This is a genomic window from Arthrobacter sp. Y3223065 (assembly GCF_059090885.1).
In genome coordinates this window covers 130,437-153,738 of record NZ_JBNHGC010000004.1, presented here as the reverse complement: position 1 = coordinate 153,738, position 23,302 = coordinate 130,437, and the positions used below count along the sequence as shown (strand labels likewise).

Genomic DNA, 23,302 nt, shown 5'->3' with positions numbered 1-23,302 from the left:
AATTCCCGGCTACTGTGTGCTTGAAGCGGCCAACGGCGGCCGCCTCGACCTCGAGGAGCTGAGATGGAATTACTGGCGGGAATCGTGGCGCGGCGGGTGCCGACGGAGCGTCTGACGGTGAACATCCTCGAGCGCGACGGAGACCGGCCCGACGGCATCCCGGTGGTCCTGGTGCATGGGAATGTTTCCTCCTCGCTGTTCTGGCAGGAGACCATGCAGGCGTTGCCGGCAGGCTACCGCGTGCTCGCGGTGGACCTGCGGGGTTTCGGCCAGACTGACACAGCGCCGGTGGACGCCGGCCGCGGGCTGCGGGACTTCTCCGACGACCTCCACGCCACACTGGAAACCCTGCAACTGGCACCCGTGCACCTGGCCGGTTGGAGCATGGGCGGCGGCGTGGTGATGCAATACGCCCTGGAGCATCCGGTCCGCAGCCTCACGCTGCAGGCTCCGGTCTCGCCGTACGGTTTCGGCGGGACGGCGGGACCGGAGGGGCGGAGGCTCACCGAGGACGACGCCGGCACCGGCGGCGGGGGCGCCAACCCCGACTTCGTGGCGCGGCTGGAAGCCGGCGACACCAGCGGCGACGCGGCTGCCTCGCCGCTGTCGGTGTACCGCTCGACCTATGTGCACGCCGGATTCGTATCGCCCCACGAACGGATCTGGGTCGAATCGATGCTCAGCACCAAGACGGGACCCGACAACTATCCGGGTGATTCCGTCCCCTCGTCGAACTGGCCCGGCTTCGCTCCCGGGCGCAGGGGGGTGCTGAACACGATGGCACCGGGGGTCTTCAACACCAGCGGCATTGTCGAACTGGCGGACAAGCCGGACATCCTCTGGATCCACGGCGACAGCGACGCGATCGTCTCCGATGCTTCCTTCTTCGACCTGAACTTCCTCGGCAGCGCCGGCGTGGTGCCGGGCTGGCCGGGGGAGGAGGCGGCCCCGCTGCAGCCGATGGTCTCGCAGACCCGGGCGGTGCTGGAAAAGTATGCGGCCAACGGCGGGCGCTTTACCGAAGTGTTGCTGGAAGACTGCGGACATTCGCCGCATGTGGAGTATCCGGCGCGGTTCGTCGCCGAGCTGACGGCGCACATCGAACGGAGCGGCAAGGCCGGGTAGGCCGGGTAGGCCGGCGGGGGCGGGCGGGCACCGGTTCGGTGCCCGAAGCCCGGGAGATCCGGCACCCGAAGAAGCTTTAAGTTTCAAGCAATGGGCTTTCTGTGCGATCATGGACCGCATGACTGAAACTGCTTATCAGCCCGTGGTTGCCTGGTCCAAATCAGAACAGGAACGGGCGGGGACGCCACTGCTCGTGCTCTTCCATGGCTACGGATCCCACGAGCAGGACCTGATGGGTCTGGTGCCCGGGCTGCCCGAGGAATTCACCGTGGCGGCCGTGCGCGCACCGGTGGCGATGGGACCTGGCTTCACCTGGTTCCCGCTCATGCACGAGCCGGACTTTTCCGTGGACAAGGTCACGAAGGCCGTCAGCGACGTGGTGTCCTGGCTGGATGGAGTCAAGGATCAGCACAGCAGCGTCTCCGTGCTGGGCTTTTCCATGGGCATGGCGGTGGCCACCTCGGTGCTGCGCCACCGCCCGGAGGAGATTGCCGCGGTGGTCGGCCTGTCCGGATTCGCCGTGCCTGCCGCGGGTAACGATTTCTTCCGCGACGATGCGGTCAAGGCGATCAAGCCCCCGCTCTTCTGGGGCCGGGACCAGGCAGACCAGGTCATTACCCAGGACAAGATCGAGTTCACCCACGCCTGGGCGAACGAGCATGTGGACCTGACCAAGGTCCTCTATGCCGGCATCGGACACGGCATCAACGCCCAGGAACTGGCACACGTGAAGGAGTTCCTGACCTACAAGGTGCTTAAGGCGAAGTAAAGGTACCGCAAGCGCAGGAGCAAGCGGCCGCGCCGCTCAGCTGCGGCTGACGCGCACCGTTTGCCCGTTGCAGCTGACGGTATCCCCGGCGTGCAGCTGCCGGCCGCGGCGGGTTTCGATCTCGCCGTTCACCTGGACCAGCCCGTTCTCGACGAATTCCTTGGCCTGGATCCCGTCGTCGGCCAGGTTGGCCAGCTTCAGCAGCTGGCCCAGCCGGATCATCTCGTCGCGGATCGGCACGTCATACATTTCGTCGGAAGCCATGGAACCATCATGCCCGATGCCGCGGGGCATGCGGCGTCCGATGCGGCACGCGCCGCTTCACGGCCCTTGGCCGCCGACGCGGGAGCCGGATGCGCCCGCGCCGTTCGGGTTCGGGTTCCCGTTTTCGGTAGGCTAACGTTGTAGCTTCGCTATGCGCCGATCCGTGCCTGCAGCCGCCGGACGGATCTGTGCCATGACAACCCTCGGACCGCACCCAGCGGCCCTGGAGAGATACGGAGAACCACCTCATGGCAGCAGCCAAATCAGCCCTCGATTCGATCACTTCGCTGGCCAAGCGCCGCGGCTTCGTGTTCCAGGCTGGTGAGATTTACGGTGGATCCCGCTCCGCATGGGACTACGGGCCGCTCGGCGTCGAGCTGAAGGAAAACATCAAGCGCCAGTGGTGGCAGACGATGGTCCGCGGCCGCGACGACGTGGTCGGACTGGATTCGTCGGTCATCCTGCCGCGCCAGGTCTGGGAAGCCTCCGGCCACGTGGACGTCTTTTCCGACCCGCTGGTGGAGTGCCTCAACTGCCACAAGCGCTACCGCGCCGACCACCTCGAAGAAGAGTACGAGGAGAAAAAGGGCCGCGCCCCGGAAAACGGGCTGAAGGACATCGCCTGCGTCAACTGCGGCACCAAGGGCGAGTGGACCGAACCCCAGGAATTCTCCGGCCTGCTCAAGACCTTCCTGGGCCCGGTCGCCCATGAAGAAGGCATGCACTACCTGCGCCCGGAGACCGCGCAGGGCATCTTCGTGAACTTCAACAACGTCCTGACCACGTCGCGGAAGAAGCCGCCCTTCGGCATCGGCCAGATCGGCAAGAGCTTCCGCAACGAGATCACCCCGGGCAACTTCATCTTCCGCACCCGCGAGTTCGAGCAGATGGAGATGGAGTTCTTCGTGGAGCCCGGGACCGACGAGGAGTGGCACCGGTACTGGATCGACGCCCGGCTGCAGTGGTACGTGGACCTGGGGATCAAGCGCGACAACCTGCGCCTCTTCGAGCACCCGCTGGAGAAGCTGAGCCATTACTCCAAGGGCACCACCGACGTCGAATACCGCTTCGGTTTCCAGGGCTCGGAATGGGGCGAGCTGGAAGGCATCGCCAACCGGACGGACTTTGACCTGTCCACCCACACCAAGCACTCCGGCACCGACCTGAGCTACTTCAACCAGGCCACCAACGAGCGCTACACCCCGTACGTGATCGAGCCTGCCGCCGGGCTGACACGGTCCTTCATGGCCTTTTTGGTGGATGCCTACACCGAAGACGAGGCACCGAACGCCAAGGGCGGCGTGGACAAGCGCACCGTGCTGCGGCTGGACCCGCGGCTGGCCCCGGTCAAGGCCGCCGTGCTGCCGCTGTCCCGCAACGAGGACCTCTCGCCCAAGGCCAAGGAACTGGGGGAGGCGCTGCGCAAGAACTGGAACATCGACTTCGATGACGCCGGTGCCATCGGCCGCCGCTACCGCCGCCAGGATGAGATCGGCACGCCGTTCTGCATCACGGTGGATTTCGACACCCTCGAGGACCAGGCGGTGACCATCCGTGAACGCGACTCGATGGCCCAGGAACGGGTCTCCCTGGACAAGGTCGAAGGATATCTCGCAGCCCGCCTGATCGGAGCCTGAACCAGCTACGGGCAGGCCGTCCGTAGCAGCTTCGGCAACCGTCCGCCCGATCAGGGCAGCGCACCCACAAAGGAGAACCATGGCCCAGCTGACCTACCGCGACTGGCGCGAGGACGATGACCTGGCCTTGCTGGAGATCTGGGGCGACCCGGAAACCGGCCAGGCCGGTCATTTTCGGGCCATGCTCCGCCCGTCCGCCGACCAGCCGTGGTCGCGGTGCATCGTGGCCGAGGACCAGGGGATAGCCGTTGCCGCCGGTGCCGTGTACGAGACCAGCCTGCATCCGGACCGGCTGTGGGTGTACGTCGAGGTTGCCCGCGACCACCGCGGCGCCGGCGTCGCGCGTGACCTGCTGGCCAGGCTCCGCGCGGAGGCCGAGCACGCGCCGTCGGGCGTGCGGAAGCTGCGGGCCAAGGTGGAGCCGGACACCTCCGGCGCCGCCTTCGCCCGGGCATCGGGCCTGACCCAGATCCAGAGCTCGCGCGTGGTGCTGGTCTCGCCCGGGGCGCTGCCGTTGCCCGACCTCGGGGAAACCGGTCCGCAACTGGAGGAGGCAGCCACCGGGTCGGTGGAACTGACCCGGGCCGTGGCAGACTTCTACAACTCCGTCCACGTGTGGGACCGGGCGGACATGACCGTGGGACGTGCCCAGCAGATGCTGCTGAGCGAGAGCGCGGGGGCCGGCGGAGCGGTGGTGCTGCGCAGCGCGCCCAAGTCCGACGGCGGCACCATCCAGGCTTTCGCCGTCAGCTACACGCACGAGCGTACGGACGCCCCGGCGGACGTGCTGCTGGGATACGACACGGCGCTGCCGGCCGAAGACGCCGAGGCTGCGGTGCGGGCGCTGCTGGCCATGCTGGTAGCGCAGTACCCGGTGCAGCTGGAGGTGGATGACTCGATGACCGCGGTGGTGGCCGTGCTGCAGCCGCTGCTCGACGCCGGCCTCGCGCGCCAGTTGGGTCCGGAAACCTCCATCGTCAGCGACTGACAGATGGGGCACAGCCACTCCCACGGGACCTCCAACCCCGGCGCCGCCGCCCTGGCCGCCCGGCGCCGGGCCAACCTGCTCCTGGCGGCCATCCTGCTGCCGGTCACCGTCCTGACCCTGGTGGGCATGATCCTGCTCTGGCCCTCCGGAGCCGGAACCGGAGCCGAGGTCCCCGATCCCTATGCCGCGGCACCGGGGGTGACCTTCGACGTCGGCACCGTGCAGAGGGTGGAGCTCGAAGATTGCCCCACCTCGCAGGCCGCGGTGGACGCCGGCATGGAAGCCCAAGAGTGCCTGGTCGCCTATACCCAGCCCGACGCCGGCGGCTCGCCGCTGCCCGTGGAGATCACCCCGGAGATCGCGGCGTCGCGCGGCGTCGAGGCCGGCGACACCATCCGCTACCTGAATCTTTCGGGCGTGATGGGCGGGCAGGAGGGGGCCTACGTCTTCGTGGACTTCGTGCGCAGCGTCCCCATGGTGCTGCTGGCCGTGCTCTACGCCCTGGTAGTGGTGGCCGTGGCCCGCTGGCGGGGCTTCCGCGCGATGCTGGGCCTGGCGGGCGGTTTCCTGGTCCTGGCGCAGTTCATCCTGCCGGGCCTCATGGAAGGCAAGCCGCCGCTGCTGCTGGCGCTGATCGGCTCGGTGGTCATCATGGTCGGGGTGCTCTACTTTGCGCACGGCTTTTCCGCGCGCACGTCCACCGCTTTGCTGGGCACCCTGTTCGGCCTGGGCGTGACCGCCCTGCTGGCGGCCTGGGCCACCGATGCCGCGTACCTGACCGGGGTGGATGACGACTACACCTACCAGCTGATCAACATGGGCGGAAGCCTCTCCGTCTCGGGGTTGATTTTGTGCGGGCTGATCATCTCCGGCCTGGGCGTGCTCAACGATGTCACCATCACCCAGTCCTCGGCGGTGTGGGAGATGTACGAACTGGCTCCCGGTGCCTCTGCCAAGCGCCTGTTCTCCGGGGCGATGCGTGTGGGACGGGACCACATCGCCTCCACCGTCTACACCATTGCCTTTGCCTACGCCGGTGCCTCCCTTCCGGTGCTGATCCTGGTGTCGCTCCACGACCGGCCGCTGCTCGCCACCCTGACGAGCGGGGAACTGGCCGAGGAGATAGTGCGCACCCTGGTCGGTTCGATCGGCCTGGTGCTGGCTATCCCGATCACCACGCTGATCGCGGTGCTGGTGGTCAAGGCCACCGGCATCCGTGGGCCGGTGGCGGCAAGGGAGCGGTCCGGCCCCCGGCACCTCCTTGCCGACGCCGCGGCGGATGCCGACGGCGGGGTCCGGGACCCCGGCGAGGCCGCTGCGGCCGGCCACGGCAAGCCGGCCGACCCCAGCGGCTAGACTTCACACATTGGCGCTGCGCCGGGTCGGCCGGTGCCGCTTGAACCATCGCCGTCGTCGGGAGGAGTGCTTATGAAAGGCGTGCTGTTTGACGTGGACGGGACGCTGGTGGACTCGAACTACCTGCACGTGCTGGCTTGGTGGCAGGCCTTCCGGCAGGCGGGAGTCGATGTCCCGATGGCGGACATCCACCGTTGCGTGGGAATGGGCGGCGGCAGGCTCATCGCAGAGCTGCTCGACGAGGACCGCGACCAGTCCCGGGACGAGGAGCTCAAGGCCGCCCACGGAACCGTCTTCTCCACCTTTTGGCCGGCGCTGCGCCGCTTTGACGGTGCCCGTGAGCTGGTGCTCCGGTCCGCCGCGGAGGGGTTCGCCGTCGTGCTGGCCTCTTCCGCCGAGGAAAGGGAGTTGGAAGTGCTGCGCCGCGTGATCGACGCCGATGGGTCCATCACCGCCGCCACCAGCTCCGCGGACGCGGAGAACAGCAAACCGGCGCCGGACATCCTGCAGGCGGCCCTGGACGCGGCGGGCCTGCAGCCCGAAGACACCGTTTTTGTGGGAGACGCTGTGTGGGATGTCCAGGCGGCGGGAGACCTCGGAATCCCGGTCATCGGCCTCGAATGCGGCGGGACCCCCGCGGAGACCTTGCTCCGGGCCGGTGCGGCAGAGGTGTACCGCGACCCGCAGGACCTGCTGGAACACTTCATGGACAGCGCCCTCGGCGGCCTCCTGCGCGGCTGAGGGCAGCGCGCGGGCCCGATGTCACGTCGACGTGGACGTACCCCGGCGGCGCGGACGAACCGCGATCAAGCGGACCGAACCGCGAGAAGCGGACCGGGCCGGTCCACAGGCGCGGGTGCCGGCGGACGGATTTGCCGGGTTTTGAGAGAATAGACGGGTGACACTTACCGCTGCACCCGAATCGGCCGCCAAGCTTGAGCTCCCGCCGCTCAAACTCGGACCGATAACCGTCGACACCCCGGTGGTGCTGGCACCCATGGCCGGCATCACCAACAAGGCGTTCCGCCGGCTCTGCCGCCAGTACGGCGGCGGCCTGTACGTGGCGGAAATGGTCACGTCCCGCGCGCTGGTCGAGCGCAACAGGGAATCCATGCGGATCATCTCGCACGACGAGGACGAGGACGTGCGGTCCGTCCAGCTCTACGGCGTGGATCCCAAAACCGTCGGTGCTGCCGTCCGGCTGCTGGTGGAGGAAGACCGCGCCGACCACATCGACCTGAACTTTGGCTGCCCGGTGCCGAAGGTCACCCGCCGCGGCGGCGGCTCGGCGCTGCCTTGGAAAACCGAACTGTTTACCGCGATCATCCAGGCCGCGACGCGCGAGGCGGCCAAGGGCAACGTGCCGCTGACCATCAAGATGCGCAAGGGGATCGACGACGAGCATCTGACGTTCATCGAGGCCGGCAAGATTGCCCGCGACGCCGGGGTTGCCGCCGTGGCACTGCACGGCCGTACCGCCAGCCAGTTCTACTCCGGCAAGGCCGACTGGAACGCGATCGCCGAACTGCGGGAAGCCCTGCCGGATATCCCGGTGCTGGGCAACGGCGACATCTGGAGCGCCGAGGATGCGGTGCGGATGGTGGAACAGACGGGCGTGGACGGGGTCGTCGTCGGCCGCGGATGCCAAGGCCGCCCATGGCTGTTTGGTGACCTGCAGGCCGCCTTCGAAGGGACCGACAGGCGCTTCCGCCCAGGGTTGAAGGACGTCGCGGACAGCTTCTACCGGCATGCCGAGCTGCTGGTGGATTACTTCGAGGACGAGGGCAAGGCGCTGCGGGATATCCGCAAGCACGTGGCCTGGTACTTCAAGGGATACTCGGTGGGCGGGGAGCTGCGTGCCGCGCTGGCACAGGTGCCCACCCTCGAGGTGCTGCGTGAACTGCTGGCCGAACTGGATGCCGACGCTCCCTACCCGGGGGCGGACGCCGAGGGCCCGCGGGGCCGTGCCGGTTCCCCCAAACGCCCGGCGCTGCCCGACGGCTGGCTGTCCAGCCGGGAGCTGAACGCCGACCACAAGGCCATGATTGCCGCCGCCGAATTGGACGTTTCCGGTGGCTGAGGTACGCACCGGGCGCCCGGCCCCGCCCACGCCGGGATACTCGGATTTCGACCAGGAACGCTGGTACACGGAGGAGCCGAAGAGCACCTACCGGACGCAGTTCGAACGCGACCGGGCCCGGGTACTGCACTCGTCGGCGCTGCGCCGGCTGGGCGCCAAGACGCAGGTGGTGTCCCCGGACACGGACGACTTCGTGCGGACGCGGCTGACCCACAGCCTGGAAGTGGCCCAGGTGGGCCGCGAACTGGGACGTACCCTGGGCTGCGACCCCGACGTGGTGGACGCCGCCTGTCTGTCCCACGACCTTGGCCATCCTCCCTTCGGACACAACGGGGAGACGGCGCTGAACGCCGCCGCCCATGCCATCGGCGGTTTCGAAGGCAACGCCCAGACGCTTCGGCTGCTGACCCGGCTGGAGCCCAAGATCCTGCGCCCGGACGGATCGCCAGCCGGACTGAACCTGACCCGGGCCAGCCTGGACGCGGCGTGCAAGTACCCGTGGTCCGCCGACGACGCGCCGGTCATCCACGGCAAGCGCACCAGCAAGTTCGGCGCCTACGAAGACGACCTTCCCGTGTTCAACTGGCTGCGCGAAGGCGCCGCGGAGCGCCGTTCCTGCCTGGAGGCCCAGGTGATGGACCTCGCCGACGACATCTCCTACTCCGTGCACGACGTCGAAGACGCCATCGTGGCCGGACGGATCCAGCTCAAGTGGCTGGACAGCGCCGACACCCGCAGCCGGGTCATCGGCTACACCCAGCAGTGGTACCTGCCCAACAGCGACGCCCGGGAAGTGGACGAGGCGCTCATCCGGCTGGAGCGCTCCGGCGTGTGGGTGCGCGAGGCCGACGGCAGCCGCAAGGCAATGGCCGCGCTGAAAGACATGACCAGCCAGTTGATCGGCCGCTTCTGTTCCAGCGCGATGGAAGCCACCCGCTCCATCTACGGCCCGCAGCAGCTGACCCGCTACGGAGCGGAGCTGGTGGTGCCGCAGGAGACCGCCACCGAGATCGCCGTGATGAAGGGGCTGGCCACCACGTTCGTGATGACCGCGGACCTGCGCCAGCCGGTCTACGAACACCAGCAGGAGATCCTGCACGACCTGGTCAGCGAGCTGCACGCCACGGGGGAGAAGCACCTGGAGGAACCCTTCGCCTCGGATTGGCGGGATGCGGACGACGACGACGGCCGCCTGCGCGTGGTCATTGACCAGATCGCCTCGCTCACCGATGTCTCGGCCCTGGCGCTGCACGAACGCCTGATGGGGGCCCACCGCACCCTGCTGTGAGGGGCGCGGGCCGCCGCAGCCTCCCTCCACAGGCGGCTGCGGCGGCGCCACCGTCACCGGCAGCACGCGGTTCGGCCGCCGATTTGGCGCGGCTGCATACCATGGGACTATGGCCGGACTCATAAAACGCGAAGACATCGATGAAGTCCGCCAGCGTACCGACATCAAGGAAGTCGTCGACGGCTACGTCACGCTGAAGTCGGCCGGCATCGGTTCTTTCAAGGGCCTGTGTCCCTTCCACGACGAGCGATCGCCGTCGTTCCACGTCCGTCCGCAGGTGGGCACGTACCATTGCTTCGGCTGCGGCGAGGGCGGCGACGTCATCTCCTTCGTGCAGAAGATGGATCACACCACGTTCACCGAGACCGTGGAGAAACTCGCCCACCGGATCAACTACACGCTCCGGTACGAAGACGGCGGCACCGGCCCCCGCAGGGAAGACGTCGGCAAGCGGCAGCGGCTGCTGGACGCACACAAGGTTGCCGCGGAGTTCTTCCGCGAGCAGCTCCAGGGCCCGGGTGCCGCGACGGCACGGGACTTCCTCTCCGGGCGTGGCTTCGACCAGGCTGCCGCAGAGCAGTTCGCCGTGGGCTATGCCCCGCAGGGCTGGGACGGCCTGCTCAAGCACCTGACCGGCCGCGGCTTCACCCAGGACGAACTGCGGATGACCGGCATGTTTTCCGGCGGATCGGACGGATCCGACGGCCGGAACAACCGGATCTATGACCGCTTCCGCGGCCGTCTGATTTGGCCCATCCGCGACCTGACGGGGGCCACCATAGGGTTTGGTGCCCGCAAGCTCTTCGAGGACGACCAGGGGCCCAAGTACCTCAATACGCCGGAGACGGTGCTCTACAAGAAGTCACAGGTCCTGTACGGAATCGACCTGGCCAAACGGGACATCGCCCGCAGCCGCCAACTGGTGGTCGTGGAGGGCTATACGGACGTGATGGCCTGCCACCTTTCGGGCATCCGGACGGCCGTGGCGACCTGTGGCACCTCCTTCGGCACCGACCACATCAAGATTGCCCGGCGCCTGCTCTCCGATGACGGGACCGGGGGCGAAGTGATCTTCACCTTCGACGGTGACGAGGCGGGTCAAAAGGCCGCACTGCGGGCCTTCGAGGAAGACCAGCGCTTCGTTGCCCAGACCTACGTAGCAGTCGAGCCGAGCGGCGCGGACCCATGCGACCTGCGCCTGAGCCACGGCGAAGGTGCGGTGCGCGAGCTGATCAGCTCCCGCCGCCCGCTGTTCGAGTTCGCGATCAAGGCCACCTTGAAGAAGTTCAACCTGGACACGGTCGAAGGAAGGGTCCAGGCCCTGCGGGCCGCCGCCCCGGTGGTTGCCGAGATCAGGGACCCGGCCATGCGCCCGGGCTACTCGCGTGAACTTGCCGGCTGGCTGGGCATGGACATTGACGATGTCACCCGGGCCGTGGCCGGAGCCGCGAAACGGGGACAGGAATCCGAAGCCCGGTCGGCAGGCCGCGAGCGGGCCCAGCAGGACCGCGGGCAGGAACCGAACCGCGGCACGCAGCAGCCGTCTGCACGGGACCGGCGAGGCAAAGGCGGTCCGCAGGGTCGGGAGGACGCGTGGGGTACGGGATATGCTTCCCGCCGGCAACAGAACGGCCAGGGCCAGCCTGCCTACGGGCAGGCTGCCCAGCACGGCTACGGCCGGGACACCGATGCCGGCGGTGAAGCCGCCTACGCTCGGGAACCCGGCCAGTATGCGGCGCCCCCGGCCTTTCCGCGCCCCGACCTGCGTGATCCGGTGGTCCGCTTGGAACACCAGGCACTGGAAGTGGCGATCCAGCAGCCCGGCCTCCTTGATGCCAACCAGTGGGAACAATTCATGCAAGCCCGCTTCCTGGCGCCCGTGCACGTGGCCATCCACGACGCCGTCCGGGCGGCCGGCGTTTCCGGTGCCACACCGTCGCAGTGGGTGGAGACGATCCGCCAGGAAGTCCCGGAGGAGCTGCGCACCTTCGTCTCGGAACTTGCGGTGACCCCGCTGCCGGCGCAGAACGACGACGCCCTGCGGCTGTATTGCCGGGGCATCCTGAACAAGCTGCAGGACCTGCAGATCACCCACCTGAAGGCCGACAAGCTGGGCCAGTTGCAACGGATGGATCCGGCTTCTGATCCCGAGAGCTTCCAGCAGATCAACCGTGAACTGATGGAACTGGAGATGCAGCGGCGGGCCCTTCGCGCGGAGTAGGCCCGGCCTCCAATTGGCAAGTTCCGGCCTGTATTGAGTATGCTGTTGGAGGTCAAACCGCCGATGGCGGATGGCAGCTTTCCCCCGTAGCTCAATTGGCAGAGCATTCGACTGTTAATCGAAGGGTTACTGGTTCGAGTCCAGTCGGGGGAGCGGACAAGAAGGGGCCTCAGCCAGCGCAACTGCTGATTGAGGCCCCTTCCTCATGCCGTCAACTGCCGCGTTCTCATTCTCATACACCTGCCTTGGAAGGGTAACCACCATCACCGATTTCATACTCACGCCCCGCGTCGAGGAGTGCGGTATGGAGGTAGAGGCCCGAGGAGCGCTCGCAGTGTAGAAGGTAGCTGCGGGCGTCGTCGTCGTGTCGAATCAGGTCAGTGACAACCCCGGCCACGGTACTACGGAATGCGGCACCGTCGGGGATGAGGTCGTCGGAGAGATCGATGGCACAGACCTTGGACAGCACGTCGGCGGCATGTTCTCCCGTGAGCAAAAAGAGTGCGCGGCCGTGCGTGAGATCCACCGTGGAAGCATGTTCATCAGCCTGTCTGGTGAGCTGCTGCATCTCCTTGAGAGTCTTAGCCCGATTCCCAGGTTCGCTGAGCACGATCCACTCGCCAGGACCGGAACCGACCACTAGTGTTCCCTGCTCGCTTTGATGTGTCCGTCCAAAACCCGCCTTCAGAGCACTGGCGATGGAGCCGGTGGGGGACGCACGAACTCCTATTTTCGCGAGTGCTGAGTAGTCATGGAGTTTGAGAGGGTTGCTGATTTCCCGGACCGCGACGACCCAGTCAGCCACGGTTGCAGTCGGTCCGCTGACCGGGATGGGACCTCGGGCGACCGGTGCCGGGTGCTGCACGCGGCTATCGGGAGTTGTGTCGTTGTCGAGTCGGGTACTTTCGGGGTCAAGGTGGGCCAGACGCTGCATCACCGTTGCCTTGATGATCCGGGCATCGGGAAGCCGGATATCGACAACGGTACCCGGCTCGCTCAGCGCACGCTCCACCTGAGCCAAGCAGACCGAACGGTTCAGCATCGGTGAGTGTCGGCTGGACGTAACACGGCCTGCGATGCCGCCGTCAGGTCGAAGGATTTGGCTGGCTTCGGCGGGCACGACGGCGGGGTCCAATGGTTGAAGGGATGCCAAGCGTGTGCCCGAACCGGTCTGCTGTTGCCAGAGCAACTCCGGTTTTCCAGAGAAATCTTTCTTGTCCAGTTTGATAGCCCAATCCAGGCCAGCGCTGTAACCCCGAGTTAGACCGTCAGTGTCCTGCCCGACAATTAAATGTCCCTTCTCCAATCGGAGGATGCGCTGCGCCTCCACGCCGAAGGGCTTGACCCCCAGGTCCTCACCTGCGGCTATAAGGGATTCCCACACATGGAGGCCGTAGGCGGCAGGAACATGCAATTCGTAGGAGAGCTCGCCAGTGAAGCCGATCCGCCACAATACGCAGTCATCAACGCCTGCCACGCGGCCGGTTTTTAGCCGCATGTAGCCGAATTCCCCGGAGGACATATCGATTCCCTCAACCAGGCGAGAGACCAGTCGGCGAGAGAGGGGGCCTGCCACATTGATGCTCGTGTAGGCCGTGGTGACCGGAGTGACATGAACCTGCCACTCAGGATGCGCTGTCTGGAGCCATTCTTCAATCCACTCCCATATGCCGGCTGCACCGGAAGTCGTGGTGGTCATCAAGTAATGGTTTTCACCGAGGCGACCGGTAACGCCGTCGTCGAGGACCACTCCATCGTCCGAGCACATCGCTCCGTAACGTACTCGCCCGATATCCAGTTTTGACCACTTGTTCACGTACAGCTGGTTGAGCAGCTTCGGTACGTCCGGTCCGCGAAGGTCGAATTTTCCTATGGGTGTCACGTCAATGATGCCGACCTTCTCGCGGACCGCGCGGACTTCAGCTTCCGGGTCTCCGTAGTGTTCCGGCCGGATCCATTGCCCCGCCACGAGCGGCATCGCCTGGTGCGCTTCGTGCCACGGCTGGAGGGGAGAATAGCGTACCGGGTCGTAGTTCCTCCCGGCCAAGGCCCCAAGTGTCACGGGGACGTACATTGGCCGCCACGTCGTCGTTCCCGTTTCGGCGATAGATCGGCCAGTGGCGTCAGCTATCACCGCGATGGCATTGACCAACTCGATCTTGCCTTGGGTTGGCCCCATGGTCACTGTCGTGAAGCGTTTGGCCAGCTCAGCCGAATCATAGCCTTCGTTGACCGCTGAATACAGATCGCGTGAGGAGACATCCTCCGAGAAATCAACCATGCCATGTGTGATGGAGCGAAAGAGCTCAGGGTGGTTGGGCACCGGCATACCGGGAATGGCCGGAAGATCCCCCGTCGGTCTCGGGTCGATAGCGTCAGTCGAGGGTACCGTAGGGACTGCGCCCGCGAGTTTGGCACGGGCACTCAACGCGTGGTGCGCTGCATGCTGACCGACGGCCTCGGCGTGGTCGTGCAGCTGCTCGGTTGTGCCATCGCCGGCGAGCCCGCCGGTGCTGTATACACCTTCGCCGGACTGGCCTCCGGGGAGGAAACGCGCGGCGTCCGGAACATAGTACGGAACATCTCCGGACATGTTCAGCAATGAAGTGGGCGCCGTCCACCCGGTGGCGGTGACGAGGAGGTCAGCGTCGATTTTCCGCCCGTCGGACAGTTCAACGCCTTGGACACCGCTGCGCCCGTGGGCTCGCACGACGGTCTCACCTGCACGGGCATCAACCACTTCCACATCGACACCAACACGCCGCAGGTCGTCTACGGCAGTGTCGCCCTCAGGATTAGCGGTAAGAACCACAGCCCGTTCCCCTGGTTTCACCGCATGGAGATTGATCAGCCGCCGGGCAGCGGTGGACAGCATGACGCCGGGCAAGTCATTCCCCGCAAACACATAGGGGCGTTCAATCAGCCCTGCGGCGACGACTAGACTTCTCGCCCGCGTCTTGATCAGCGTCTCGGGCATACCGGGGGAGGGCTGACGCTGAACTACGGCACACCAGTTATCGTCATAGCGTGCCGCGACGGTGGAGTCGGTTAGAACGTGAATATTTTCGGTCGCCAGAACCTGTGTCGCTAGCTTTGCTGCGTGATCTGGGTCAGTCCAACGCAGGTGTCCGCCCAGCTGGTGCTCCTCATCGACCAGCATGACCCGCGCTCCGGAGGCCGCAGCGGCCAAAGCCGCCGTCATGCCGGCCAGCCCGCCACCGACAACCAGCACATCGGCATGGGCATAGCGCTTTTCGTAGATCTCGTCCGTGATTTCAGGGTTTACTTTCCCCGCGTGCACGAACTGGCGTAGAACGCGCTCGTACACCGGCCACATGAATTGCGGTTTCATGAACGTTTTATAATAGAACCCTGGTGCCAGAAAGCGGCCACCCAGCTGATTCACCGCCTTGATGTCGAATCGTAGCGACGGCCAAGTGTTCTGCGAGGTGGCCTGCATGCCATGCTGCAGAAGCCGATGGGCACCGCGAACGTTCGGTTCGTCGTCGACCTGCATGGTGCATCCCGGATCGTGCATGGTTGCGGTCATGAGGCCGCGTGGCCGATGGTACTTAAAGCTGCGGGAGAAGATGCGCTCGCCGGAAGCGGCTAGCGCAGAAACCACGGAGTCACCCTCAAACCCTGTATAGGTCCTGCCATTCCAAGTGAAGGTCAGTTCCCGTGAGCGGTCTATCACTTCCCCATGTTGGGTATCGAGGCGCCGTGGCTGCTGGCTGCGGGGATTCGAAGAGGTCATTGGACGTCTCCTTGGTCCATCGCTGACTTATTGGTGTACGTGTCCCGCAGGATAGTGAAGAACTGACGGCAGCCGGCGGAGTGGTACCACGTTTCTTTCACGACGCCGCAGGGGTTGTCGCGAAAGTACAGGTACTGGTGCCATTCGCTGCGCGTGACCGTTTCAGCATTTGGCCTACTTCTCACGGGGCCGTGATGGTGGAACTCCGTGGAGTTGCGTGGCCCGCACCACGGGCAACTGATCTGCATCATGGAAACGATCCTCCTGAGGGGAATTGGTGATCAGTGACCCACCGCTGCGGCACCTTTTTCGCCGACCAGCCTGCCGGTGGAGAAACGGTCGAGCCCGAAGTCAGCAATGATTTCCGGTGTGCGGTCGTTGGCTATCAACTCGGCCATGGCTTCACCGGCCACCGGGCCGGCTTTGAAGCCATAGGTTCCCCAGCCGACGTCGACGTAGAAGCCGCCCACAGGGGTGGGACCCATGATGGGAGAGTAATCCGGGGTCATGTCACAGAGTCCGGCCCACTGGCGCAGCAGTCTCATCTTGGACAGCGGGGGCATCAGCTTCAGCACATTGGAGGCCAGTCCTTCGACGAATTCCAGTGAACCCCGCATGGAGTAGGACGTGAACGGATCCACGCTGGCGCCAAACACCAGCTCGCCTCGATCAGTCTGACTGACATAGACATGCAATGTTCCGGAAACGACGACGGTATCGAGGAAGGGTTTGACCGGTTCGGTCACAGCCGCCTGTAGGGGCGACGTGGTCACAGGCATTCCCACTCCGGCCATGCCGGATATCAGTGTCGACCAGCCGGCGGTGCAATTGATCACGGTTCCGGTTGAGACGTCACCGCGGCTGGTCCGCACTCCCGTGACCCGTCCGTCACTCACATTGATTCCGGTCACCTCAGTGTCCTGATGCAGATGTACGCCCCAGCGATCTGCGGCGCGCGCATATCCCCAGACAACGGCGTCGTGCCTGATAATGCCCCCGGGTGGGTGGTACAGCGCCCCAAGAATCGGATACCGGGCGTCCTGAGAAGTGTCCAGGTATGGAACCAGCTTCTTGATCTCGGCGGCGTCGATCACCTCTGAATCGATCCCCTGGACTTTGTTGACTTCTGCGCGCCAGCGCATGGTGCGCAGGCCCCCGTCATTGTGGGCCAATGTCAGGTGGCCTTTTTGGGAGAACATCACGTTGAAGTTCAACTCGGAGGCGAGATTTTCGTACAGCTTGAGGGAACGGTCGTAAAACCGCACGCCCTCCGGAGTGAGGTAGTTGGAACGTAGGATGGCCGTATTCCGGCCGGAGCCACCGCCCCCCAGATAGCCCTTATCTAACACAGCTACATTTCGGATCCCATGGTTGGTGGCCAGGTAATAGGCCGTGGCCAAACCGTGGAGCCCGCCGCCGATGATGACCACGTCGTAGCTTTTGTTTAGTTCGTGGCGTCGCCATACTTTCGGCCACTCTGACTGTGAAACCCCTTTTGAGAACAACTGCCACGCCGAGTAACGCGTCCGGCGTGATCTTCGTCCAGCCTGGGGCACGCTATGCACACGCTTTGAATCGAGGACGCCACGTTCGCTGTTCGTCATAGCACTCACTCAGTCTTTCTCCCGGTAGCCATCTGAAGCATCGCCATTGATTCGTCGGTGAAATGAGTAGAGATCCAATCCTCGTCCACAGCAGGTAACGCAAGGAGGAAGACGAGATGCACCTCAAGTATGGAGAAGAATGCGCCGCAGATTTAGCGGCGTTTTTGAGATGTCGGTAGAAGATTTCGTTCAGCGAACCATGAACCCCAGAAGGTGTCAAGCATGTGGTGATTTCCCTCTGGGCGGGGTGCGTCACTGTCGGTCCAGACAGGGGAGACAGTAAGGCAGTGGCCTGCTGGGCCTCGCGCGCTCCAGTTTGCCCGGGGCAAAAACTGGGGCAAATGTGATCCTTGACACATGCAGCTTTCGATGCAAGGGTGGGGTCTCCGCAGACCTAAACCTTAGCCAGCGCCATCTTTTATGAAAGTTTTCTATCTTCAATCGCCCGATAGAGATGAGGCCGAACCGTGGTTAATGAACATAAATCAGCGGCAGACGTAGTGAAAACAGTTGAAGATCATGACATTGAGTTTATTTTCGCCTCCTTCACTGAAGTCCGAGGCAAGTCAAGTGCCAAACTAGTTCCCGCCTCACAGGTGGAGTCACTGCTTACCGACGGCGCAGGGTTCGCCGGCTTTGCAGCCGGGGAGATTGGACAGGGGCCGCATAGCCCTGACATCGAGGTCGTCCCTGATCCAGCGACCCTACGCGTCGTACCGTGGCAATCCGGTCTGGCCCATGTCATCGGAGACGCACGCGTGGCAGGTGAAGAGTGGCCTTTTTGTCCGCGCACTATTCTGCGGAAGCAGATAAAGAGGGCTGAGGATCTCGGTTATGTTTTCAAGATCGGCTTTGAGGCGGAGTTTACCCTGGTGGACTTCGATGAAAGTGGAAAGCTCGTAGTCGCCGATCGGATGGATAACTGGGAGAAGCCCTGCTATGACGTCAAGGGCCTCACTCGCCAGTATGATTTCGTTACTCGTCTGTCGAAATACGTTTCAGAGCTGGGGTGGGAGAACTACGCTGTCGACCACGAGGACGCGAACGGCCAGTTTGAAGTCAATGTCACCTTCGCTGATGCCATGGAGACCGCAGATCGAGCGGTCTTTTTCCGTTTCATGACAGAGACAGTGGCCCAGGAACACGGGGCGATCGCCACATTTATGCCCAAGCCCTTCACGGATAACACTGGAAACGGCTTCCACTACACCATGAGTCTGTGGGATAAAGAGCGGGATATCAATCTGTTTGAGGACGAGAACGATCCTCGTGGATTAGGCCTGTCCAAGTTGGGGTACCAGTTTGCAGCAGGCATTCTGGATCACGCCCGCGGCTACATGGCTATGGTGGCACCGACAGTCAACTCCTACAAACGGTTGAAAGCTGGAACAGAGTCCGTGCGAACCTGGGTTCCGGTAGCCATCACGTACGGCGGCAATAATCGAACCCAGATGTTGCGGATTGCTAGAGTAGGCGCGATTGAGGACCGAACTCCAGACTTCTCGGGAAGCCCGTATCTCGGATTCGCCGCCGCTCTGGCCGCAGGTTTGGACGGCATTCAACGCGAGCTGGATCCTGGCGATCCCAACGAAAGTAACCTCTACGCAGTATCACCGGATGAGCTGGAGGAGCGCGGTATCAGTATGCTGCCTCACAGCCTCTTGGAATCCGTTCACTATCTTCGACGCGACAATCTGCTTCGCGAGGCCTTCGGACAAGTTCCCGTCGAGGGTCCCTTCGGGCAACCGTCCTCAAAGACGGAAGACTTCGTTGACTACTACGCGCGCCTCAAACTCGACGAGTATCACGAACTCACAGACGTGGTCACCGATCATGAGGTTCAGCGCTATCTCCAGTTCCCGTAAACCATGGGTGCGGCATTCCATACCCTTCAGGTAAGGCAGGTCGGCATGCTCAAACGTTCACTTATCACTGTGCTTCTCATCTGCATTGTCACGATTTTGCCCGCCGGTCCGGCCGCTGCGGTCGAACAAGGCAGTCAAGCTGCCGAACTGTTCCAGTACCACCGGGGACAGGACGTCTTCTTCATGCTGATGCTTGTAGCGTTTTTGATGTTGTTTATTCGGCGTTATGAGTGGGGCGTGGCTCTGGCCACATTGTTAGTTCTGGCGGCCAGTTGGCCTCTTTATTTGATCGTGTCGACCGGACTCTTCGGCAACGACCTCAATATCGAGGCTGTGATCCTTGCATGTTTTGCGTCCATTACGTTGGTTATTGCCATCGGCGTGTTTCTCGGACACATATCGACGATTCATTATCTGTTGGCTGCCGTACTCTTCGTTCCGGCATACATGTTCAATGAATGGTTTATCTTCCAATATCTCGACGGCGTCCTTGATGCCGGCGGATCGATCCTGGTCCACATGTTTGCAGCCTATTGGGGGTGGGGAGTCATCCTTGGGCTGCGAAACAGGCGCGTCAATGCTGAGCCAATGAAGACCAGCGTCCACAGTGTGTCCTTCGTTTGGCTGGCGAGCATGCTGCTATTCGTACTGTGGCCTTCGTTCGTCACTGCGCTCCTTCCACCGGGTGAAATCATCCCGGGAATGATCAACACCTACTTGGCGCTGACCGCGGCCACATTGGTCACGTACCTGTTGCTGTATCTGCTCAAGCGGACCATCGACCCGTTAATCTACACTTATGCAATCTTGGCTGGCGGCGTGGCCATCGGGGCAACAGTCGATCTCGCGTCCCCCTGGCAAGCGTGGTTGATCGGCCTCGCCGGTGGCGCGGCGTCAACCCTGTCGTTCCTCTACTTCAACGACTGGCTGAAACGCAAGACCGGCGTACTGGACACCATGGGCGTTCACAATCTGCACGGTATTCCCGGCATTATCGGAGGGCTTTTTCCAGTCATCATCGTGGGAGCACCTACGAGCCAACTGGCGGCCGTCGGAGGGACTTTTGTCATCGCCCTGGCCTCAGGACTAGTCACTGGTCTGGTCTTGAGGTTGTTCAAGAGCCCAACCAAGATGCTCGACGACGCCGAGTCATTCCCGGTTGACGATATGCGGGCGACGGAACCTGCGTGATGACGAATGAACCCGTCACCCAGGCGGGTATCTGCTGCCTGTCCACATTGATGCCAAACATAATCGCCGAAATTCCTAGCAGAAAAGGGGGCAACGTGCATGTGCGGGATTATCGGTCTTCACCTCAGAGACTCCGAACTTTATGAGCAACTTGGCTCACTCATGACGGAAATGATGAAAGGGATTGTCGTCCGGGGTCCTGACTCGGCAGGCGTCGCGATCTATGGTGACCGGGAACGATGTCTCGCAGGGCACTCGATCATCTCGCTGCTCAATGCGCCGAATGATGTGGCAGAAGCTGTTGCCAAACAGCTCCCCAAGGTCGACCAAGTCTCTGTAGAACAAGTCGGTGAGACTACCGTTCTCACCGCAAAGGCCGCACCCAAAGAATTATCTGGGGCAGTCGCTGCTGCAGCTCCAACGGCTGTGCAAATCGGGCTTGGGGAAGACATGGTGGTATACAAAAGCGTTGGTCACCCGACCGACCTGGCAGAAACCTATAAGTTGCGTTCCGCAACTGGATGGCAAGGTATCGCCCATACACGGCTGGCCACCGAATCAGCTGTTGATGCTGAAGGCTGCCACCCTTTCTCGGTCGGAACCGGAGTGGGGCTTGTGCACAACGGCTCTTTTTCGAATCACGCATCAATCCGGCGTGAGCTGCAAAGTTTGGGTGTGACCTTCGACTCGATGAATGATACCGAGGTGGGTGCCCGGTTCGTGTCTTCCAGATTGGCCGAAGGCGACGACCTTGAAGCCGCGTTGATAGCCCTGGGCGAGCGGTTCGACGGTTTCTACACCCTGCTGGTCACTACCGAAAATGGCTTCGCCGTTGTACGGGATGAGTTTGCCTGTAAACCCGCAATCATAGCTGAACATACCCAGTGGGTCGCTATGGCATCAGAGTTCCAAGCCCTGGCACCCCTGCCCGGGATCGATCAGGCTCATGTTTTCGAGCCGGAACCGGGACGGGTGTACGCATGGAAACGTTGAAAGAAACTGCTTACGAAATTGACCTGCGCACCTCAAGCGTGCGCGAATTGAATGCAGAGCTACATGCTCCGACAGCCCGACGTTACCTCGTGAAAAACCCCTTGGGTGCTCACGCAGTCGCAGCCGGAGTCGATGGAGAGCTTGACGTGACGATCCAGGGCGATGTCGGCTATTTCTGCGCCGGAATGAACCAGAATGGGCGCATAACGGTGGAAGGATCAGCCGGCCCGGGCGTTGCCGAGAACATGATGTCCGGAGTGGTCCGAATTCGGGGTGACGCCTCCCAATCCGCTGGGGCGACAGCTCACGGAGGACTGTTGGTGATCGAGGGAAACGCCTCCACCCGGTGCGGAATCTCCCTCAAAGGGGCTGACATCGTTGTCCTCGGTGATATCGGCGCAATGAGTGCTTTTATGGCGCAGGCGGGCCGCATAGTGGTGTGCGGAGATGCAGGGAGCGCATTGGGAGACTCGATCTACGAGGCTCGAATCTACGTTCGCGGCAAGGTTGGCTCCCTCGGGGCTGACTGCGTGGAGAAAACAATGCGTGAGGACCACATCGTCGAGCTGGTTGACCTGCTCACGCAAGCAGGGATGACGGATGAAGCCAACGATCCAGAGTTCATTGCGGCGTTTCGCCGATTTGGTTCCGCACGAAGCTTGTACCACTTTAACAGCGAGCAAACGGGGAGTTACTGATGCGCAGTCCAGAAGATCGTGGCCTCCGTGAATCTGCCACGTATGACCGTGCCGCCATCGCTGCCATCCAGCATGCTGCACATACCGGGGTCTACGACATCCGGGGCTGGGGTGCTAAGCGACCTGTGCCCCATTTCGACGACTTGCTGTTCCTCGGCTCCTCCATGTCGCGCTACCCCCTGGAGGGCTATCGCGAAAGGTGCGACACCGACGTCGTACTCGGTGATCGTAACGGGGCGAAACCGATCCATGTTCAGACTCCAGTGACAATCGCAGGTATGAGTTTCGGGGCACTGTCAGCGAACGCCAAAGAGGCTCTGGGGCGCGGGGCATCCGAAGTGGGAACATCTACGACGACCGGCGACGGCGGCATGACCGAAGAAGAACGTGGTCACTCGGACAAGCTCATCTACCAACTGTTGCCCAGCCGGTACGGCATGAACCCCAACCATCTGCGGGCGGCAGACGCGTTGGAAATCGTCCTCGGTCAGGGTGCCAAGCCCGGCGGCAGCGGAATGCTGCTCGGGCAAAAGATTTCGGAGCGGGTGGCGAAAATGCGTACACTTCCGCCCGGTATTGATCAGCGAAGCGCATGTCGTCACCCGGACTGGACCGGACCTGATGACCTGATGATCAAAATCCACGAGCTGCGGGAAATCACCGACTGGGAGAAACCGATCTTCGTCAAGATTGGTGCGTCCAGGCCGTACTACGACGTCAAACTGGCCGTGGCAGCCGGTGCTGATGTGGTCGTGCTGGATGGCATGCAGGGCGGTACGGCGGCAACGCAGGACGTGTTCATTGAACATGTCGGGATCCCGATCTTGGCGGCACTACCGCTGGCCGTCCAGGCCTTGCAGGAAGTGGGAATGCATCGGAAAGTGCAACTGATTGTCTCCGGCGGAATTCGTAACGGTGCTGACGTTGCCAAAGCGCTCGCCTTGGGGGCAGATGCGGTGTCCATTGGTACAGCTGCGCTGATTGCTCTGGGAGATAACGACCCGAAGTATGCCGAAGAATATGAGAAGCTCGGTTCTGCTGCTGGCTACTACGACGATTTCCAAGATGGCCGGGATCCGGCGGGAATCACGACGCAAGACCCGAAATTGGCAGCGCGCCTCGACCCGGTGAAAGCCGGACATCGGCTCGCAAACTACCTTCGCGTCCTCACATTGGAAGCACAAACTATTGCGCGCGCGTGCGGAAAATCCCGCCTGCATCATCTCGAACCAGAGGACCTCGTTGCCCTAACCATCGAGTCCTCGGCGATGGCACGGGTTCCACTGGCGGGAACCTCCTGGATCCCGGGGGCAAGTGCAAGCAACTTCAATTGATTGCTGTAGGCCAGTGGTTCCATCATTCGCCCCGGTTGGCTGAGCGAAGCCGAAGTGACTGCTGCAGGCTGACGACCGTTCATCCCGTACCAGATACTGTGGAGCGGGCTGACGCCGATTTCGTCTCCGCCC

Annotated in this window: 18 protein-coding genes and 1 tRNA gene; 15 read left to right on the top strand and 4 right to left on the bottom strand. The window is 63.3% G+C overall.

Annotated features, from left to right (window positions below):
* Nucleotides 1-63: 63 nt before the first annotated feature.
* A complete protein-coding gene (locus tag AC5RUK_RS12500) occupies nt 64-1,125 on the top strand; it encodes an alpha/beta fold hydrolase (protein ID WP_493988100.1) in 1,062 nt (353 codons plus the stop codon).
* Nucleotides 1,126-1,243: 118 nt separating this feature from the next.
* Nucleotides 1,244-1,894 (top strand): alpha/beta hydrolase, encoded by a 651-nt coding sequence (locus tag AC5RUK_RS12495; RefSeq protein WP_493988101.1) that lies wholly within the window; start codon nt 1,244-1,246, stop codon nt 1,892-1,894.
* A gap of 36 nt (nt 1,895-1,930) precedes the next feature.
* Here the strand turns inward: AC5RUK_RS12495 and AC5RUK_RS12490 are convergent, their stop codons facing one another.
* Nucleotides 1,931-2,158, bottom strand: coding sequence for an RNA-binding S4 domain-containing protein (locus AC5RUK_RS12490; RefSeq protein ID WP_493988102.1), 228 nt, complete (start codon nt 2,156-2,158; stop codon nt 1,931-1,933).
* Nucleotides 2,159-2,406: 248 nt separating this feature from the next.
* Between AC5RUK_RS12490 and AC5RUK_RS12485 the strand changes: the two genes are divergently transcribed.
* From AC5RUK_RS12485 to AC5RUK_RS12450, 8 genes are all read left to right on the top strand, one after another.
* The gene (locus AC5RUK_RS12485) at nt 2,407-3,795 is read left to right on the top strand and encodes a glycine--tRNA ligase (protein ID WP_493988103.1); all 1,389 of its coding nucleotides are present in this window, start codon (nt 2,407-2,409) and stop codon (nt 3,793-3,795) included.
* A 79-nt stretch (nt 3,796-3,874) separates the two neighbouring features.
* A complete protein-coding gene (locus AC5RUK_RS12480; RefSeq protein ID WP_493988104.1) occupies nt 3,875-4,783 on the top strand; it encodes a GNAT family N-acetyltransferase in 909 nt (302 codons plus the stop codon).
* A gap of 3 nt (nt 4,784-4,786) precedes the next feature.
* Nucleotides 4,787-6,139, top strand: a complete 1,353-nt coding sequence (locus AC5RUK_RS12475) for a YibE/F family protein (protein WP_493988105.1) — start codon at nt 4,787-4,789, stop codon at nt 6,137-6,139.
* 72 nt (nt 6,140-6,211) lie between these two features.
* Complete coding sequence (locus AC5RUK_RS12470; protein ID WP_494107965.1) at nt 6,212-6,880, top strand: HAD family hydrolase; 669 nt, start codon at nt 6,212-6,214, stop codon at nt 6,878-6,880.
* 157 nt (nt 6,881-7,037) lie between these two features.
* A complete protein-coding gene (gene dusB / locus AC5RUK_RS12465; protein ID WP_493988107.1) occupies nt 7,038-8,219 on the top strand; it encodes a tRNA dihydrouridine synthase DusB in 1,182 nt (393 codons plus the stop codon).
* Nucleotides 8,212-9,507 carry a deoxyguanosinetriphosphate triphosphohydrolase gene (locus tag AC5RUK_RS12460; protein WP_494152350.1) on the top strand — a complete coding sequence of 432 codons (1,296 nt, stop codon included), beginning with the start codon at nt 8,212-8,214 and terminating at the stop codon, nt 9,505-9,507. Before dusB ends, AC5RUK_RS12460 begins: the two co-directional genes overlap by 8 nt.
* Before the next feature lie 109 nt (nt 9,508-9,616).
* Entirely contained in the window at nt 9,617-11,728 is a 2,112-nt protein-coding gene (dnaG, locus tag AC5RUK_RS12455; protein ID WP_494152349.1) for a DNA primase, read from the top strand.
* Nucleotides 11,729-11,808: 80 nt separating this feature from the next.
* Nucleotides 11,809-11,881 (top strand) — tRNA-Asn (locus AC5RUK_RS12450).
* 79 nt (nt 11,882-11,960) lie between these two features.
* On the opposite strand, the gene AC5RUK_RS12445 is transcribed toward AC5RUK_RS12450, so the two are convergent.
* From AC5RUK_RS12445 to AC5RUK_RS12435, 3 genes are read right to left on the bottom strand one after another with little or no spacing between them, the layout of a single operon-like run.
* A complete protein-coding gene (locus AC5RUK_RS12445) occupies nt 11,961-15,485 on the bottom strand; it encodes a 2Fe-2S iron-sulfur cluster-binding protein (RefSeq protein WP_494152348.1) in 3,525 nt (1,174 codons plus the stop codon).
* Complete coding sequence (locus tag AC5RUK_RS12440; RefSeq protein WP_494152443.1) at nt 15,482-15,733, bottom strand: sarcosine oxidase subunit delta; 252 nt, start codon at nt 15,731-15,733, stop codon at nt 15,482-15,484. The genes AC5RUK_RS12445 and AC5RUK_RS12440 overlap by 4 nt, the downstream gene beginning before the upstream one ends.
* Before the next feature lie 33 nt (nt 15,734-15,766).
* On the bottom strand, nt 15,767-16,915 hold the full coding sequence (locus tag AC5RUK_RS12435; protein WP_494152347.1) for an FAD-dependent oxidoreductase: 1,149 nt from the start codon (nt 16,913-16,915) through the stop codon (nt 15,767-15,769).
* A gap of 674 nt (nt 16,916-17,589) precedes the next feature.
* Here AC5RUK_RS12435 and glnT point away from each other — a divergent pair.
* From glnT to AC5RUK_RS12410, 5 genes are all read left to right on the top strand, one after another.
* The gene (glnT, locus tag AC5RUK_RS12430; protein WP_494152346.1) at nt 17,590-18,954 is read left to right on the top strand and encodes a type III glutamate--ammonia ligase; all 1,365 of its coding nucleotides are present in this window, start codon (nt 17,590-17,592) and stop codon (nt 18,952-18,954) included.
* Nucleotides 18,955-18,999: 45 nt separating this feature from the next.
* Complete coding sequence (locus AC5RUK_RS12425) at nt 19,000-20,145, top strand: ammonium transporter family protein (protein ID WP_494152345.1); 1,146 nt, start codon at nt 19,000-19,002, stop codon at nt 20,143-20,145.
* Nucleotides 20,146-20,244: 99 nt separating this feature from the next.
* Complete coding sequence (locus AC5RUK_RS12420) at nt 20,245-21,138, top strand: class II glutamine amidotransferase domain-containing protein (protein WP_494152344.1); 894 nt, start codon at nt 20,245-20,247, stop codon at nt 21,136-21,138.
* Nucleotides 21,126-21,836: a glutamate synthase gene (locus AC5RUK_RS12415; protein WP_494152343.1), complete on the top strand. Its 711-nt coding sequence runs from the start codon at nt 21,126-21,128 to the stop codon at nt 21,834-21,836. The genes AC5RUK_RS12420 and AC5RUK_RS12415 overlap by 13 nt, the downstream gene beginning before the upstream one ends.
* On the top strand, nt 21,836-23,170 hold the full coding sequence (locus tag AC5RUK_RS12410) for an FMN-binding glutamate synthase family protein (protein WP_494152342.1): 1,335 nt from the start codon (nt 21,836-21,838) through the stop codon (nt 23,168-23,170). Before AC5RUK_RS12415 ends, AC5RUK_RS12410 begins: the two co-directional genes overlap by 1 nt.
* The last annotated feature ends 132 nt before the right edge of the window (nt 23,171-23,302 follow it).